Consider the following 16,769-nt stretch of genomic DNA (forward strand, 5'->3'; position numbering starts at 1 on the left):
ATGTATAAAAACGTATTTAAGAGAATATTAGACTTTTGGGCTGCTTTAATACTGTTAATTTTATTAAGCCCCATCATGGCAATAGTTGCGCTGTTAGTTGCAAAAAAAATGGGACGTCCTGTCATATTCAGTCATACGCGTAGTGGAGTCGATCAGAAGCCTTTTCGTGTTTTCAAGTTCAGAACAATGATTGATGCACCTGAGTTGAGTGATAGTGAACGCATCACTAACTTTGGGTTACTTTTAAGAAAACTGAGCTTAGATGAACTGCCACAATTTTATAATGTTCTTATTGGTGATATGAGTCTTATTGGTCCGCGCCCATTGCTGCCCGAATATGATGAGCACTATACCGAAGAACAGATGATAAGATTCACGGTTAGACCCGGGATTAGTGGGTTGGCTCAGGTTAGTGGTCGCAACGGTCTGTCTTGGGAGAAGAAGTTTGCTTACGATGTGGAATACGTTAAGCAGCTCTCCTTTTGGGGCGACGTCAAGATATTGTTAAAAACTGTTGTTGTGGTTTTAGGTTCCGCAGGGTTTAGTCCTGCCGGTGAAGATAAGAAGTTTTCTGAAAAATAACATTGAGGTTAAATTATGTCCTTCTCCCTAGATTTCGAAGAGTTAAAGCGTTACCAGCCAAACAGATACCCATTCCTTATGATCGACTATGTTACTGATGTCGAGCCAGGTAAATACGCGAAGGGATATAAGAATTTAACCAATAACGAATGGTATTTCCCTGTGCATTTTCCAGAAGGACCAAATATGCCTGGAGCATTGCAGTTAGAGGCGATGGCCCAGATGCTGACTGTGGCGATAACCACTCAGGAAGGTCTGGAAGGAAAAGTAACTCATGCTTTGGAGCACCGCGTTAAGTTTAAGAAAGAAGTTCAGCCTGGTCAGCAACTTATGATTGAAGCAGAGGTAATTAGCTGGAGACGTGGTGTTTGTAAAGGTAAAGCTGTGGGACGCACCAATGGCGAAGTGGCATGTGAAGCGGAAATGTTGATAACTATTCCAGATATTCTCGACCAATATATACCTAAGAAGTAAATCATTAATGTACGACTATATTGTTGTTGGTGCTGGGGCTGCTGGTGCAGCTTCAGCATGGAGGTTTGCTCAACACGGTGCACGTGTACTTATTGTTGACCGTGGTCCTGAGCTGGATCGAACACGCTATCCTACAACCCAGGCTAACTGGGAAGCACTAAAGCAAACAAAGTTTAGCCCCATTGCTGCAACCCGCGGTCTTAGCGGCGACTATCCTGTCGACGATGAAAACTCGCCAATTGCGATATGCAACTATAATGCAATTGGCGGATCGACGATTTTGTACTCAGGGCATTACCCGCGATTTTTACGCTCTGATTTCTCTATTAATGCAGATGAAAACCTTGGTGTTGATTGGCCAATTAGTTATGACGAATTGTTGCCGTACTTTGCATTAAACGAAGATGAAATGTCGATGTCCGGCTTGCCAGGAGACCCGTATTATCCGGAGATAGAAAGTGCATTACCGCCTGTCCCGTTAGGTAAAGTTGGTGCACGATTAGCCGAAGGCTTCAATAAGTTATCTTGGCATTGGTGGCCGAGCTTTTCTGCTATTTCTACCAGAGACCGGGCCGGAAGGTCTAGCTGCATTAATCTTGGCCCATGTAATGTTGGCTGTCCGCAAGAAGCGAAATCCAGTGTTGATATTACCTATTTAAGAAAAGCACAGAAGTTGGGTTTGGAAGTTTTGCCGGATTTTGCTGTATCACGTGTAATAACAGAAAATGGGCGAGCTACCGGCATTGAAGGATATAACTCCGAAGGTGAGCTGGTTTCCTACATGGGGCATAAGATAATTCTGGCCTCAAGTGCCGTTGGGACACCCAGAATTTTATTGAATAGTGCTACTTCTGAATATCCAGAAGGGTTGGCAAACAGTTCAGGTTTAGTTGGAAAAAACCTGATGATTCATCCTTTGGGTTATGTTGAAGGTGTATTTGACGAATATCTGGAAACAGATATCGGCCCTCAGGGATGTATGCTCTATAGCCTGGAGTTTTATCGGAACGAAGAGTCACAGCATGAATTAGGATATATGATGCACGCTCTTCGTGGAGCTGGTGCGGTTGAGGTCGCAAAATCAGCCTTGTCTCGGAGAAAGTTGCGTTTCGGTGAATCAGTTTACGAAGACTTCTCGTCATTTTATGGAAAACAGGCGGTAATTGCTATTATTTGCGAAGACTTACCTGAAACTACTAACCTTGTAGAGTTGGATTTTGAAAACCGCGATCGTTTTGGTGTGCCCGGGGTAAAAGTGTCATATCAGATGAGTGACAATACCAAGAAAATGATGGTGCACGGCATGGGTAAAGCCCGTGAGTTAATGGCAGCAGCTGGCGCTAAAAAAAGCTATGCCCATGGCCCGGTGAGAAATACAGGGTGGCATATTATGGGTACGTGCCAGATGGGTAACGATCCAAAGTCATCGGTGGTCGACCCGAGTGGTAAATGCCATGACCTGGAAGGTTTATATATCCTCGATTCAAGTGTTTTTCCAACCAGTTCATGTGTCAATCCCGCAAACACAATTCAATCATTGGCTCTATATTTAGCGGATAAAATACATGAGTGCGAATGAGATGATTATATTAGAGTTGTTGACCGAAATGTTTCCGGGCAATCCAGAAGTACCAGGTTTTGACCAACTTGCAGACCGTAATCGTTTGGCTGTATCGATAAAGAATGTTGAACAGGTTGCTGAGCGCTATAAGTCTGCACGGGCTAATGATATGGATATAAGCATCAATGATATCATTAAGATGCTAAAAAAGGATAGTACGTTAGATATTCCGGGCTTTATTGAATCTGCTATTGAAGTCTATTTTTCCGTCCCGGAGGTTGTGGTACCACTAACTGGTAGCCAACTTCCTTTGTTTCCCAATGAAAGATCACTCCCGGATATTGATTATGATTTGCTGGAACCTGTGTATTTGAGAATGTTGCCGGAGTCAGAAGAATGAGCGAGCTAGTTTCCGTTGTTACAGGCGGGTCTAAAGGTATTGGTCTGGAGATCGTGAAAAAACTTCTTGAGCAGGGCCACCAGGTTGCTGCTTGTAGCCGAAGTGTCTCTGAGCAGCTCGAACAGTTGCTCTCCAGCCATAGTGACCAGATTAGCTGGTACAAATTAGATTTAGAAGAAGAAGGGTCTGTTAAGGAAACTGCCAAGCTGATTTCTAAAAGCTATGATCAAATCGATGTGCTAATAAACTGTGCTGCTGTGGCGCAAGGGTCATCATTTCTGATGACCCGTATCGAAGAACTAAGGTCCGTATTTAATGTAAATTTCTTCAATACTATGCTGTTTACTCAGATCGTTGCTAAAAAGATGATTCGGAAGAAGCAGGGAGCAATTGTGAATATAGCTTCTACCGCAGGGTTATTGTCTGATCCGGGCACTCTAGCCTACGGTGGTAGTAAGGCTTCATTGATTCATGCAACCAAAGTTCTTGCTACTGAGTTAGGGGCATATGGCATACGGGTTAATGCTGTTGCTCCGGCGATCGTAAATACAGAGATGGCTGCTCTTAATGATCAAAAGTCTATAGAGCGAGCTGAGCAGAGATCGGCACTTAGTGCTGTCATTGAACCTGAAGATGTCGCCGAGGCTGTTTTGTTTTTGGCAACAATGTCTAAATCCTCCAAGATCACGGGTCAGGTTATACGAGTAGATAAAGGAATTCATTGATGATCGGTTCAGGGTTTTCGCAATGGCCTTCTTTTACAGCTGAGGAGGCCGATGCAGTGTCTCAGGTACTTCTGTCTAATAAGGTTAATTATTGGACCGGCAATGAGGCCCGTACATTTGAAAAGGAATTTGCACTTTTCTCTGACTCAGAGTATGCGGTTGCGGTTGCTAATGGAACAGTAGCTCTGGATTTGGCTTTTCGTGCACTTGGGATTGGAGAAGGTGATGAGGTGATTGTCACCTCGAGAACATTTTTAGCCTCTGTTTCAAGTATCGTGTTGGCAGGTGCAACTCCGGTTTTTGCTGATGTTGATCGCTGTAGTCAAAATATCACCGCAGAAAGCATTGCTTCAGTTTTAACCGAAAAAACTAAGGCTGTTGTGTGTGTTCATTTGGCAGGTTGGCCATGCGATATGGACGCAATTATGGCGTTGGCCGAATCTAATCACTTATACGTTATTGAGGATTGTGCTCAGGCTCACGGAGCGACCTATAAAGGTAAAAAGGTAGGATCTATAGGACACGTCGGTACCTGGTCCTTTTGTCAAGATAAGATCATGACAACAGGTGGCGAGGGCGGAATGGTAACGACCAATGACCGTGAACTATGGAAAGTAATGTGGTCATTTAAGGATCATGGAAAAAGTTGGGATGCTGTTTATGAGCGGGAACATCCGCCAGGGTTCCGCTGGTTACATGAAAGTTTCGGGACCAATTGGCGTATGACGGAATTGCAAGCTGTGATCGGTCGTATTCAGTTGAGGCGTATGGAAAGTTGGACGGAAAAGCGTCTCAAAAACGCCGAAAAAATCTGGGAAGCGGCAGTCCAATGTGATGGTTTACGTGTCCCTAAGGTTCCGAATAACATTAGGCATGCAGCGTATAAGTGTTATGTTTTTGTTGAGCCACAAGAGCTTAATGATGGTTGGAATCGAGATCGTATTATGAATGCCATCGCTGATCTTGGTGTACCGTGCTTCTCTGGTTCTTGCTCTGAAGTTTATTTGGAAAAAGCGTTTGATAAAACCAACTATCGTCCGGAAAATTCTTTGCCTATTGCAAAAGAACTTGGAGAAGCTAGCTTAATGTTTCTGGTACACCCAACGCTAACAGACGACGAAATCGATAAAACTTGTAAGGCAATACAGCATGTTATGCAGCAGGCTGCTAGTTAAGGGCATCATTTTTTAGGTGTAGTAGTCAGACCCGATCTGACAGCCGCCTGTTTTAAGCTGGTGTCTGTCAGATTAAATCTGGGTTAATTTCTTTTCGGCCTGGATTCGTTTTCCATCAAGTAATGCTTCCAACGGCGTTCTAGCGCAACAGATTTTTCCCTGATGAGTTCGTTCATTGTTGTAGTATTCCATCCACTCGTCCAGGTCTTTTTGTAAGGCGTCGATCGATTCATACAATTTCTTCCGGAAAGTGATCTGATAAAACTCCTGTAAAATCGTTTTATGGAAGCGTTCACAGATACCATTGGTTTGCGGTGATTTCACCTTGGTTTTCGTGTGATCGATATCATTGATCGCCAGGTAAAGCTGATAGTCATGCTGCTCCGGTTTGCCGCAGTATTCAGTGCCTCTGTCCGTTAAAATTCTCAGCATAGACAGCTCCTGAGAGGCGAAGAACGGCAGCACTTTATCGTTCAGTGTATCGGCCGTTGTAATCGGCGTTTTAGTCGTGTAGAACTTCGCAAAGGCGACTTTGCTGTAAGTGCCAACGAAGGTTTGCTGGATGATGCGTTTCTATTTCGCCGATAACCTCATCGTCCAGTTTCTTACGTTCAAGCGCTGCGACCTGATCATCCGATAAGATGATGCCTTCTTCAGCGACTTTGGCTTCCAGAACCTTCAGGCGCTTCTTACAGTTTTCCAGATCGTGCCTTAGCCATACTGAGCGAACACCGCTGGCTGAGACAAAGATTCCGCGTTTTCTGAGTACGAACTTGCCCATGAGCAGGTTGTTCTACTGCATACGCTTTAACAGCTTCTTCAATCGCGGAATCAACGCGATTTTTGTGATTAGGCACCTTCCGATTTTGATTAATCAGAGCATCAATACCGCCTTCTTCAACGGATTGTTGATAGCGATAAAACGTATCTCGGGAGACACCCATGACCTTGCAGGCTTTAGACACATTGCCGAGTTCTTGGGCAATATTCAGCAAACCGGCTTTGTGTTTGATGATTGAATTAGTAGACTCAAGCATAGAGAGTTTCCTTTGTTTAGATATTGATTCAACACCAACATCAAAACGGGAAACTCTCTTCTTCTCAAATCGAAGTGTCAGATCAGGTCTGAACTAATACAGGTTATTACTTGATGGGTTATTACAACCAGAAAAGGCCGCATCAGAAAAATGGAGGAATCAGTCCTCAGGCGGCTGAGGAAAAACTTAAAACTGTGTCCGAAATGAGTTGACCGCTACAAAACGATCCCTATGAATCACACAACTATACTGTGTTTACTTATTTCCCGCATTCATCACCCAGTCTGGACAGTCATCTTGTTTATTGTATGCGGCAGGTGCTTCCAGTAATAGTTTGATAACATCGTCCACTCTGAAGTCATGGCAAGCCAGATCTAATCGGTGAAGTAAGTTATGAGTTTCTGGCCAACTTAAAAATATCTCGTTCGCCGTCATGATTCGGGAGTGTGTTGTTCCTTCTACGTTATCACCAATCAAAAGCTCTTCATAGAGCTTTTCGCCTGGGCGCAGGCCTGAGAAATTAATCTCAATATCACCATTTGGATCTTCTTCTGTTTTCTCAGTTAAACCCGATAGCTGAATCATTTTCTTAGCTAGATTGGTGATCTTAACGGGCTCTCCCATATCCAATACAAAGACGTCACCACCTTTACCCATAGCGCCGGCCTGGATAACCAGCTGTGAGGCTTCCGGAATGGTCATAAAGTAACGAATAATATCAGGGTGGGTTACTGTGATGGGGCCTCCGGCCTTGATTTGTTTGCGGAAGAGTGGGACCACTGACCCAGATGAGCCTAATACGTTGCCAAAACGAACCATACAAAATAGAGTTTCAGATTGACGTTCATTTAATGCTTGTAGCACCAATTCAGCTAAGCGTTTTGAGGTTCCCATTACATTGGTAGGTCGGACGGCCTTGTCGGTAGACACTAAGACAAAGCGCTCAACTCCCGCTGCTATAGCTGCTTCTGCACAATACCAGGTGCCAAAAACATTATTGCGTACACCTTCCACCACATTATGTTCAACTAAGGGAACATGTTTGTAGGCAGCAGCATGATAGATGGTTTGTACGTTAAATGTTTTAAAGATCATTTCTAAGCGGTTTTGGCGTTGTACGGAACCTAGTATTGATATTAGTTTTACGCCTAGCCCTTTTTCTTCATTTATTCGGGTGAGCTCTTGTTCAATTGAGTAAAGGCTGAACTCGTTCAACTCGAATAATATTAATGTTGTTGGTTTTTGTTTGATGGCTTGTCGACATAGCTCGGACCCAATTGAGCCACCAGCGCCGGTTACCAATACAACCTTATTGGTAATGTTGCGACTGATTAATTCATTGTGAGGGCTGACAGGATCACGACCTAATAAATCTTCAATTTCAACGTCACGAATTTCTTCAATTTTTGCTTTCCCGCTAACAATATCGGCAACAGCAGGAGTTGTCAGTACCTCAACCTTTTTCAGAGAGAGCTTTTCGATTAGCTGCTTACGCTTAGCAAAGCTGGTATTACCTAATGCTAAGAGAATTTTTTTGCAGGGGCGATCTTCTAATATTTCATCAATTGAATCGTAGCTATAAACTTTTAAACCATTAATTTGTGTGCCTTGTTTTTTCTTACAATCGTCGATAAACGCAATAGGGCGGTAGTCTTTATTGGCAGCTAAGGAATGGCTTAGCTCTAATCCTTGTTGGCCTGCACCGTAAAGGATGACAGGTTCTGCATCAGACCGCCCCTGTTGCTGTACCAGACTACGTATAAAGAGGCGTGGCAAGGCAAGTAGCGCAAATGCCGTGAATATATAAATAATAACGCTGGAGCGTGGAAGTAATGCCTGCGTTAAAAAGCTTGAAGTACCTAGTGTTGTTGCTGAAATTAATATCCCTACACCAAGAGAGCTGAAGGCTTTACTGGTCATAAAGCGGATAACTGCTCGATAAAAGCCCAGTCTGATAAAAATACCCAAGGTGATTAAGGTTGTAATGACGGCACTGATAATGACTCCCTCGTTAAACGCCGGGAATACATCGCCATGTCTCAACGCCAAAGCTATATAAATGGCTAAAGGGATTGCCAATGCATCATAGGTAAGTGTAATCAGGCGTTTTATTGAGCGTTTTGACTCAAGCAATTTTTGTAGCATAAAAACTTATCATCCGTGGCTCTACGGTGCTGTAATTATAGTCTTAATTTAATCTTTCGATATCCGGCTACCCACAGCACCTTGCTGGTCGCGGTATTTGGCATTTTCACGTTTGTTATACGGCTTGTTGGCCGGGCTTGAGAGTGTTTCAAACGACATGGCACAAATCACCATGCCAGGACGCAAGGCCAGTGGCAATTTGCCGTTATTATAGAATTCCAGCACGATCTGGCCTTCCCAGCCAGGGTCAATGCGCCCGGCTGTGACATGAACCATCAGACCAAGGCGTGCGAGGGAACTGCGTCCATCCAGCCAGCCGACTAGGTCATTTGGAATACAAACCGATTCCATGGTTGCGCCCAAGATCAACTCGCCCGGATGGATAAACAGAGCGTCATCTTCGGCAATTTCGATTTCTTTGCTCATAATCCGGTCAATATCACGTTCAAGCTGGTTGCGATCACCAGATAAGTCCAGGTGAGTTACCGAATTATTATTGAAAACGCGGAACCTATGGTCCAGACGCAGGTCTACAGAAATGCCTGCAATGGCATCTTCTTGGGGCTGAGGCGATATGCGGATACTGCCTTGTTGAAGTCTTTTTTCGATATCACCATCACTAAGGCGCATGATCGTTTTCCACTCATAATATTGCTGCCGATTCTACCTGATCGATCTTCTGTGAGATAGCGCGTTTTGTAAAAGCTTTGTGGTGAATGTTACATTTTAATGCTTTTGATCTTGATTTCGTAACGGGTTTTGCCTTTTTTCTTATCCTGTAATTTCACCAGTAAAAAGTTTTTGTCCTTGGCAAACCAAGCGAAGATTTCACGATCTTTCTTTCTTCTGATTTGTTGTACTTTGACGGTTTGTAAGGTGCCTTCCGGTGTTTTCAGTTCTTCCTCTCCAATAACCCGAAAGCGGAAGGGTTTGTTCTTGTTTTTCTCAAAGACCGGGTAAGTAAACTCTGTATGTCCAGCTGCGAGATCGAGACCCGCTTGTAACATATAACTGAGGTTGTCGTGTATTTCTTCCTGCCAGGTAGCCTCGTAGGTCAGGCTGTTTTCCAGATCCTTGATGGTGTGCTGTTGCGGCAGAAAACTAAGGGTGCGATCCGGTTCATTAAACAGGCCGCTGGCACGATACTGATAATCAAGCGGTTGTATACGTTGCCCGGATGACAGCTTGAATATGGATTTTTCAACTAACTTGGCAGCATTGGTTTCAGCTTGAAACACCATTTGCCATCGATGATCATCGAGTTTTTCTAGTTTGCGTTGTGCATCAATATCAATGGTAAACCAACCCATCTTCCATTGAGTGGTGTAGCTGGCTGTAAAAGGCTTAAGCTCAGCCTGGCTCAAGCTGCTAAAGAAAATCAGGGATAACAATAAGGCTGTTCTGAGCATAGCTGCTTTGAGCGTAGCTACTTTGAAAATAGTTGTTTTGAGCAGAGCTATTTTGAACATAAAAGATACCAGCAATTCCGTTTGCTGGGAGTATATCGGTTAATTTGCCGGAGCGCTGTTAATTACTCAACGGCAAGCCCGAGGCAGGCAGTAGCGTGTCATCAAGCAGCGCTTGATTTCCTTTCATGGATAAGCGACCACTCACAAACCATTTCACCGCAATGGGGTAGATAACATGCTCCTGAGTATGGACCCGTTGCCTGAGGCTGGTTATGTCGTCACCATCATACACCGGCACCATCGCTTGAATGACATTCGGGCCGCCATCCAGCTCTTCGGTGACGAAGTGAACTGTAACGCCATGCTGTTCATCGCCCGCGTCTAATACACGTTGATGCGTGTTCAGCCCCTGGTATTTAGGGAGCAGCGATGGATGAATATTCAGCATTCGGCCATGATAGCGAATCACAAACGCCGGCGTCAGAATGCGCATAAAACCTGCCAGAATAACCAGATCAGGTTGATATTGGTCGATTTGCTGCATCAGAGCCGTATCAAAGTCTTCGCGGCTGGCAAACTCATTATGGTTAATCACCTGAGTTTCAATATCGCGATCTTTTGCTTTCTGCACGCCCGGTGCTTCGGCTTTGTTACAGACTACTGCCGCAATTTCAGCGTCGATATCACCCCGGGTAACCGCATCGGCAATGGCGACCATATTGGAGCCACTGCCGGAGATCAGGATGACAATACGCGGTTTTTCCTGCTGCTCAGTGGGTAAGCCGTTGTTGCTTTGAGCTGGGCTCATAACTGGTGCTTACCGGTAAACTGAACCTGTTCTTCGCCTTCTTGCTGCGGCTGAATATCGCCAATAATCCAGGCGTGTTCCCCTTCAGCGTTCAGCAATGCAACCGCTGCGTCTGCTTTGTCTTCTGGCAGTGCGATTATCATGCCCACACCACAGTTAAAGGTGCGATACATTTCTGCGGTTTCCACATTGCCGTTTTCCTGCAACCAGTTAAATACCGCAGGCCATTGCCAGCTGTTGCTGTCGATAACGGCTTTACAGTTCTCTGGCAATACGCGAGGAATATTTTCCTGGAAGCCACCGCCAGTAATATGCGACAGAGCGTGAACGTCAGAAGTGCTGATCAGCTTTAACGTCGACTTAACGTAGATTTTCGTCGGAGCCATCAGGGCATCTTTCAATGGCTGGCCATCCAGTTCACCGCTCAGGTCAGCACCCGAAACCTCAATGATTTTGCGGATCAGGGAGTAGCCGTTGGAGTGTGGTCCACTGGATGCCAGAGCAACCAGTTTGTCACCGGCTGTTACTTTACTGCCATCAATGATGTCTTCTTTTTCAGCGATACCAACACAAAAACCAGCCAGGTCGTAGTCTTCGCCTTCGTACATGCCCGGCATTTCTGCGGTTTCACCGCCGACCAGAGAAGCGCCTGCCTGAGAGCAGCCTTCGCCAATGCCTTCAACAACCGCTGCAGCTACGTCGACATTCAGTTTGCCGGTTGCGTAATAATCGAGAAAGAACAATGGCTCAGCACCGGCGACAACCAAGTCGTTAACGCACATTGCGACCAGATCAATGCCAATGCTGTCGTGTTTGTTCAGATCCATCGCCAAACGCAGTTTGGTACCAACACCGTCAGTACCAGAAACCAGTACCGGCTGTTTATAGCCCTGAGGTAACTCAAATAAAGCCCCAAAGCCACCGAGTCCGGCCAGGACCTCTGGACGTCGGGTGCGTTTAGCAACGCCTTTAATACGATCAACTAAGGCATTACCAGCGTCGATATCAACGCCAGCGTCTTTATAGCTAAGAGCTTGTTTGTTCTGATCAGGTGCTTGTTCACTCATGAAAATGTCACAGCTTGGCTAATGGAAAGGCGCGTATTCTAACGATTTGTCCCGGTTGACGCATCCTGCAAATGCCAATCTGATTGCAAAATTTATCCACAATACTGGTTATATTTACACGTCATGGCACAATAGCGCTTCGTAAAATTGCTTGTTTAAAAATGAAGAACGACACGTGCGACTATTTTTATCAATAATACTGTTTGCTTGGTCAGGATTTTCCTGGGGTGTAGTGGTGTCTGACCTGTATCAGGTCAGCGTTCCGGTCGAAGATCAAACCCCTGACAGTCAGCAGCAAGGCATCGGTGCCGCACTACAGCAGGTTCTGATTAAAATCTCTGGGTTTTCTTCGGTACTGGATAACCCTGAAATTCAACAGAAGGTCAGCCGCCAGGCCGATCGCTATGTCGAAAGCTTTCGCTATGAACGAGATGAAATTGACGACTCAGTCAGATTAACAGTGGTGTTTGTCGCCAATCTGGTTGATCGCTTGCTGCGCGATGCCGAAGAGCCAATATGGGGTAAAAGCCGTCCATTAATTTTAAATTGGCTGGCGATTGAAGAGAGCGGAAGTCGTGTCATTGTTAATCAGAATTTCTCTGTTTGGCCGGAAATGACAGAGCAAGCATTGTCAGAGCGGGGCATTCCTTTGTTGTGGCCGGCACTGGATTTACAAGATGAAATTGCGCTGCCGATTGAAAATTTATGGGGTGGTTTTAAGAATGACATCCAGCAAGCCTCAGAGCGTTATCTGACAGACGGGGTGCTGGCCGGGCGACTGATTCGCTTAGCCAATAATGATGGGTCGGCTGAATGGTCTTACCGCGGTGCCTTTATGCATCAACAACAATGGATACCGATTGACGCCGCGGCACCAGCCCCGGCGTCAGTAATGGTCAATGTGGCGGATCAGGTGGCCGGTTATCTGGCCAGTCGTTACGCCGTGAATACCAACTCTCAACCGTCATCACAGAGGCATCAGTTAACCATCACAGGTATTGATAGCTTTCAGCAATATCACGGTGTATTAAAATACCTGCAATCCAAGGTAGCCATCACGGATGTTCAGGTGATTCAGATGCAGCAGCAAACTATTCGTTTATCGTTACAACTGGCAACCGATTGGGAGCAGGTGTGGCAGGTACTGGAGCTGGATAAACGCCTGCTTCAGGATACAGAATCTCAGCAGCTGATCTGGCAGTAATCAGGTAGTACGGAAGACGCATGACTTTACAGCAATCAAAACAAGCACATTCATCAGCGCCCCAGCAGCAGCTTACTCTGTCGGTTGCCATTCGCGATGATGCCCGTTTTGCCAATTATTATGCTGGCCCCAATGAACAAGTAGTGTATGAACTGCAAAAGCAGTGGACTCTGAATGGCGAACCTTTTTTGTTCTTGTGGGGCAGTGCAGGCGTTGGTTGCAGCCATTTATTACAGGCCGCCTGCCATTATGCCGAAGGGTTAGGGCATCAAAGTGTGTATTTACCACTGGATGAATTAGTCGAGTACAGCCCGGCCGTGTTGGAATCCATGGAGCAACTGCCGTTGGTGGCGCTTGATAATATTCAGGCGGTAGCCGGTAATAAAGCCTGGGAAGAAGCGTTATTCCATCTGTTTAACCGTATTCGTGACCGACAAGGGCACTTGTTAATTGCCGCTAATAATGGTCCGAAAAAACTCAATATCGAGCTGCCGGATCTGGTGTCACGCCTGACTTGGGGCATGACCTACCAGGTTGAACCACTGGAAGACGACGACAAGGTACAAGCCTTATTATTGCGTGCTAAGCGACGTGGTTTAAATATGGGTGATGACGTTGCCCGCTTTATTCTGACGCGTGGCCCACGGGATATGCAGGGGTTGTTTGATCTGCTGGATCAGCTGGATCAGGCTTCGCTATCGGCGCAGCGTAAGCTGACGATTCCATTTATTAAGGCGGAGCTGGAGTGGTAGCTATCCTTAACTTCAGAATATAAAAAAGGCCGTTTTGTTTGTAACAAAACGGCCTTTTTTATGCTTGGTCGATTAACGATTAACCCAGTGCTTTTGCCAGTCGGCTGATCGCTTCTTTCAGAACATCCATGCTGGTGGCATAAGACAGACGCATATGACCTGGCGTACCAAAGGCAGAACCCGGAACCAATGCTACTTCAGCTTCGTTCAGCATTTTCTCGGCAAAATCGACATCCGATTCAATACCCGCGTTTGCCATTGCACCTTTAAAGCTTGGGAAAGCATAGAAAGTACCGTCACTTTCAACGCACTCAACACCCGGCAATTCATTCAGCGCAGCAACAACATAGTCATGACGCTCTTTAAAGGCTGTTAACATGTCCTGAACGCAGCTCTGATCACCTTCTAATGCCGCTTGAGCAGCAACCTGAGCAATTGATGTTGGGTTGGACGTGCTTTGCGACTGAATCTTTTTCATCGCGGCAACCAGCTTTTGTGGGCCGCCAACGTAGCCAATACGCCAGCCAGTCATACTGTAAGCTTTGGAAACACCATTCATCACCAGTGTACGGTCATACAGTTCCGGGCAAACCGTGAGGATGTTGTGGAAGCCACCTTCGGCCCACAAAATGTGTTCGTACATATCGTCGGTGGCGATTAATACATCCGGGTATTTCTTCAGAACTTCAGCCAGTGCTTTTAATTCGGCTTCGGTGTAGGCCACGCCAGAAGGGTTGGATGGGCTGTTGATCACCACCAATTTGGTTTTTTCAGTAATGGCCGCGTCCAGTTGTTCAGCTGTCATTTTGAAACGTGCGCTCTGGTCGGTTTCAACCACCACCGGCACACCTTCAGCAATTTTCACCATGTCCGGGTAAGAAACCCAGTAAGGTGCCGGAATAACCACTTCGTCGCCCGGATTTAACAGCGCCAGCGCCAGGTTAAAGAAACTTTGTTTGCCACCACAAGAAACCAGAATCTGATTCGCTTCGTAGCTTAAGCCGTTATCACGCTTGAACTTCTCAATAATCGCTTGTTTCAGAGCCGGAGTGCCGTCAACCGCCGTGTACTTGGTGAAGCCGTCAGCAATGGCTTTGCTGGCCGCATCTTTAATATGTTGTGGGGTATCAAAATCCGGCTCGCCAGCGCCCAGGCCAATAATATCTTTGCCTGCCGCTCGTAATTCTGCTGCACGGTTAGTCACCGCCAGAGTAGGAGAAGGCTTGATCTGTTGAACGCGATCCGACAATTGCAGGTCCAAGTGTGTATCCTCAATAACGCGTGGAGAGAAGCAGTGTGATCTGCGTAATCAGTATTACAGATAACTACTGCAGTAAAAATCCGTATAATTCTAATCGAAACTATGATTTTTCGAAACAATGACTTTCTGGAATTCTGATGAGCAAGGCATTTGAACTCACGTCTAAATACTCCCCCGCAGGCGACCAGCCTAATGCCATTAAAGGCCTGGTGCAGGGGATTGAAACCGGGCTGCTAAAGCAGACATTGTTGGGAGTAACCGGCTCCGGAAAGACGTACACCATGGCCAATGTGATTGCTCAGTGCCAGCGGCCCACCATTATTATGGCGCACAATAAAACGCTGGCTGCGCAATTGTACGGTGAGTTTAAAGAGTTCTTTCCCAATAACGCCGTTGAGTACTTTGTCTCTTACTACGATTATTATCAGCCAGAAGCCTATGTGCCAGCCTCCGATACCTTTATTGATAAAGATGCCTCGGTAAATGAACACATTGAGCAGATGCGCTTGTCGGCTACCAAAGCGTTAATGGAACGACGCGATGCGGTGATTGTTGCCACGGTTTCAGCGATTTATGGCTTGGGTGATCCGGATTCCTACCTGAAAATGATGCTGCATATGGTGCGCGGAGATCAGATTGATCAGCGTACCGTGCTGCGCCGTTTAGCCGAATTGCAGTACACCCGTAACGACATGGATTTCCATCGTGGCACCTATCGGGTGCGTGGCGATGTGATTGATATATTCCCGGCCGAAAGTGACGACGAAGCGGTTCGGATTGAATTGTTTGATGATGAAATTGAACAGATTTCGCTGTTTGACCCACTCACCGGCGAAGTTCGCTCGCGCCTGGCACGGGTGACCATTTATCCGAAAACGCACTATGTTACCCCACGGGAAACCATTCTTGGCGCTATCGACGGCATCGAAGACGAGTTAAAAGAGCGGCTTGAATATTACCGCGATAATAATTTGCTGGTGGAAGGGCAGCGTTTGGAACAGCGTACCCGCTACGATGTCGAGATGATGCGCGAGCTGGGTTATTGCTCCGGTATCGAAAACTACTCACGCTATTTATCCGGCCGTGACGAAGGCGCGCCGCCGCCAACACTGTTTGATTACATCCCGAAAGATGCACTGGTGTTTGTTGATGAATCTCACGTCACCATTCCACAAATTGGTGGTATGTATCGTGGTGACCGCTCCCGAAAAGAGACGCTGGTGCAGTTTGGTTTCCGCTTACCATCGGCACTGGATAATCGCCCGATGCGCTTTGAAGAATGGGAAGCCATTGTGCCCCAGTGTGTATTTGTCTCCGCAACGCCGGGGCCGTATGAGCAAGACCATCAGGACTACGTGGTGGAGCAGGTGGTACGACCAACCGGATTGATTGATCCGGAGCTTGAAGTGCGCCCAGCGACGGGTCAGGTGGATGATGTGCTGCACGAGCTGCAGGAACGTACCAGCAAAGGCGAACGGGTGCTGATTACCGTATTGACCAAGCGTATGGCGGAAGATCTGACCGAGTTTTTGCTGGAGCAGAATATTCGTGTGCGCTACCTGCACTCGGATATCGACACGGTTGAGCGGGTGGAAATTATCCGCGACTTACGCCTGGGTGAGTTTGATGTGTTAGTGGGCATTAACTTATTGCGGGAAGGTCTCGATATTCCGGAAGTTTCGCTGGTGGCTATCTTTGATGCCGATAAAGAAGGCTTCTTACGCTCCGAGCGTTCTCTGATTCAGACCATTGGCCGGGCTGCCCGTAACCTTAATGGTAAAGCGATTCTTTACGCTGACCGAATTACTGACTCAATGCAACGCGCCATGGACGAAACTGATCGCCGTCGCGAAAAGCAAATTGCCTTTAACGAAGAGCACGGCATTGTGCCAAAAGGCGTGACCAAATCGGTGGAAGATATTCTCGAAGCCGCACCGGCTCCGGGAGCGCGTGGCAAAGGCAAGAGTCGTAACCGCAAAGTGGCAGAGCCCGCAGCTGGCTATGCGGTTGATGATTGGAAAGCATTACCCGCGGCGAAACTGGTTGAACGTGTGGCTGAGGTCGAAGATCAGATGTTTAAAGCCGCCAAAGACCTCGACTTTGAAGAAGCCGCGCGACTGCGTGATCTGTTGCATGAGATGAAGCAAAAAGTTATCGAGAACAGCTAGA

General features: G+C 46.4%; 15 protein-coding genes and 1 pseudogene. 9 read left to right on the forward strand and 7 right to left on the reverse strand.

Annotation, left to right across the window (positions count from 1 at the left end; translation table 11 throughout):
- The 6 genes from ACO05E_RS14010 to ACO05E_RS14035 are packed head-to-tail and all read left to right on the forward strand — an operon-like array spanning position 1 to position 4,917.
- Complete coding sequence (locus ACO05E_RS14010; protein WP_419813554.1) at positions 1-582, forward strand: sugar transferase; 582 nt, start codon at positions 1-3, stop codon at positions 580-582.
- Positions 583-597: 15 nt separating this feature from the next.
- On the forward strand, positions 598-1,056 hold the full coding sequence (gene fabZ / locus ACO05E_RS14015; RefSeq protein WP_419813555.1) for a 3-hydroxyacyl-ACP dehydratase FabZ: 459 nt from the start codon (positions 598-600) through the stop codon (positions 1,054-1,056).
- 7 nt (positions 1,057-1,063) lie between these two features.
- Positions 1,064-2,635: a GMC family oxidoreductase gene (locus tag ACO05E_RS14020; protein WP_419813556.1), complete on the forward strand. Its 1,572-nt coding sequence runs from the start codon at positions 1,064-1,066 to the stop codon at positions 2,633-2,635.
- Entirely contained in the window at positions 2,622-3,017 is a 396-nt protein-coding gene (locus ACO05E_RS14025; protein ID WP_419813557.1) for a hypothetical protein, read from the forward strand. The genes ACO05E_RS14020 and ACO05E_RS14025 overlap by 14 nt, the downstream gene beginning before the upstream one ends.
- Complete coding sequence (locus tag ACO05E_RS14030) at positions 3,014-3,742, forward strand: SDR family NAD(P)-dependent oxidoreductase (protein ID WP_419813558.1); 729 nt, start codon at positions 3,014-3,016, stop codon at positions 3,740-3,742. The genes ACO05E_RS14025 and ACO05E_RS14030 overlap by 4 nt, the downstream gene beginning before the upstream one ends.
- Positions 3,742-4,917, forward strand: a complete 1,176-nt coding sequence (locus tag ACO05E_RS14035; protein WP_419813559.1) for a DegT/DnrJ/EryC1/StrS family aminotransferase — start codon at positions 3,742-3,744, stop codon at positions 4,915-4,917. The genes ACO05E_RS14030 and ACO05E_RS14035 overlap by 1 nt, the downstream gene beginning before the upstream one ends.
- Positions 4,918-4,989: 72 nt before the next feature.
- Here ACO05E_RS14035 and ACO05E_RS14040 read toward each other — a convergent pair.
- The 6 genes and pseudogenes from ACO05E_RS14040 to purM form a co-directional block, all read right to left on the reverse strand.
- Positions 4,990-5,954 (reverse strand): annotated as a pseudogene (locus ACO05E_RS14040) (IS481 family transposase).
- A gap of 255 nt (positions 5,955-6,209) precedes the next feature.
- Complete coding sequence (locus ACO05E_RS14045; RefSeq protein WP_419813560.1) at positions 6,210-8,099, reverse strand: polysaccharide biosynthesis protein; 1,890 nt, start codon at positions 8,097-8,099, stop codon at positions 6,210-6,212.
- Positions 8,100-8,147: 48 nt separating this feature from the next.
- Positions 8,148-8,729: a dCTP deaminase gene (dcd, locus tag ACO05E_RS14050; protein WP_419813561.1), complete on the reverse strand. Its 582-nt coding sequence runs from the start codon at positions 8,727-8,729 to the stop codon at positions 8,148-8,150.
- 89 nt (positions 8,730-8,818) lie between these two features.
- A complete protein-coding gene (locus tag ACO05E_RS14055; protein ID WP_419813562.1) occupies positions 8,819-9,568 on the reverse strand; it encodes a DUF3108 domain-containing protein in 750 nt (249 codons plus the stop codon).
- A 58-nt stretch (positions 9,569-9,626) separates the two neighbouring features.
- Entirely contained in the window at positions 9,627-10,316 is a 690-nt protein-coding gene (gene purN, locus ACO05E_RS14060; protein WP_419813563.1) for a phosphoribosylglycinamide formyltransferase, read from the reverse strand.
- A complete protein-coding gene (gene purM, locus ACO05E_RS14065; protein ID WP_419813564.1) occupies positions 10,313-11,383 on the reverse strand; it encodes a phosphoribosylformylglycinamidine cyclo-ligase in 1,071 nt (356 codons plus the stop codon). Before purM ends, purN begins: the two co-directional genes overlap by 4 nt.
- A 235-nt stretch (positions 11,384-11,618) precedes the next feature.
- Here purM and ACO05E_RS14070 point away from each other — a divergent pair, with 235 nt between their 5' ends.
- Together ACO05E_RS14070 and hda are read left to right on the forward strand one after the other, a co-directional pair.
- Positions 11,619-12,587 (forward strand): DUF2066 domain-containing protein, encoded by a 969-nt coding sequence (locus ACO05E_RS14070; RefSeq protein WP_419813565.1) that lies wholly within the window; start codon positions 11,619-11,621, stop codon positions 12,585-12,587.
- A gap of 20 nt (positions 12,588-12,607) precedes the next feature.
- Positions 12,608-13,339, forward strand: coding sequence for a DnaA regulatory inactivator Hda (gene hda / locus ACO05E_RS14075; RefSeq protein ID WP_419813566.1), 732 nt, complete (start codon positions 12,608-12,610; stop codon positions 13,337-13,339).
- A 79-nt stretch (positions 13,340-13,418) separates the two neighbouring features.
- Here the strand turns inward: hda and ACO05E_RS14080 are convergent, their stop codons facing one another.
- Positions 13,419-14,600 (reverse strand): pyridoxal phosphate-dependent aminotransferase, encoded by a 1,182-nt coding sequence (locus tag ACO05E_RS14080; RefSeq protein ID WP_419813567.1) that lies wholly within the window; start codon positions 14,598-14,600, stop codon positions 13,419-13,421.
- Between the two features lie 137 nt (positions 14,601-14,737).
- Here ACO05E_RS14080 and uvrB point away from each other — a divergent pair, with 137 nt between their 5' ends.
- Complete coding sequence (gene uvrB / locus ACO05E_RS14085; RefSeq protein ID WP_419813568.1) at positions 14,738-16,768, forward strand: excinuclease ABC subunit UvrB; 2,031 nt, start codon at positions 14,738-14,740, stop codon at positions 16,766-16,768.
- The last annotated feature ends 1 nt before the right edge of the window (position 16,769 follow it).

The organism is Bacterioplanoides sp. (genome assembly GCF_965226395.1).
In the GTDB taxonomy this organism is placed as follows: domain Bacteria; phylum Pseudomonadota; class Gammaproteobacteria; order Pseudomonadales; family Oceanobacteraceae; genus Bacterioplanoides.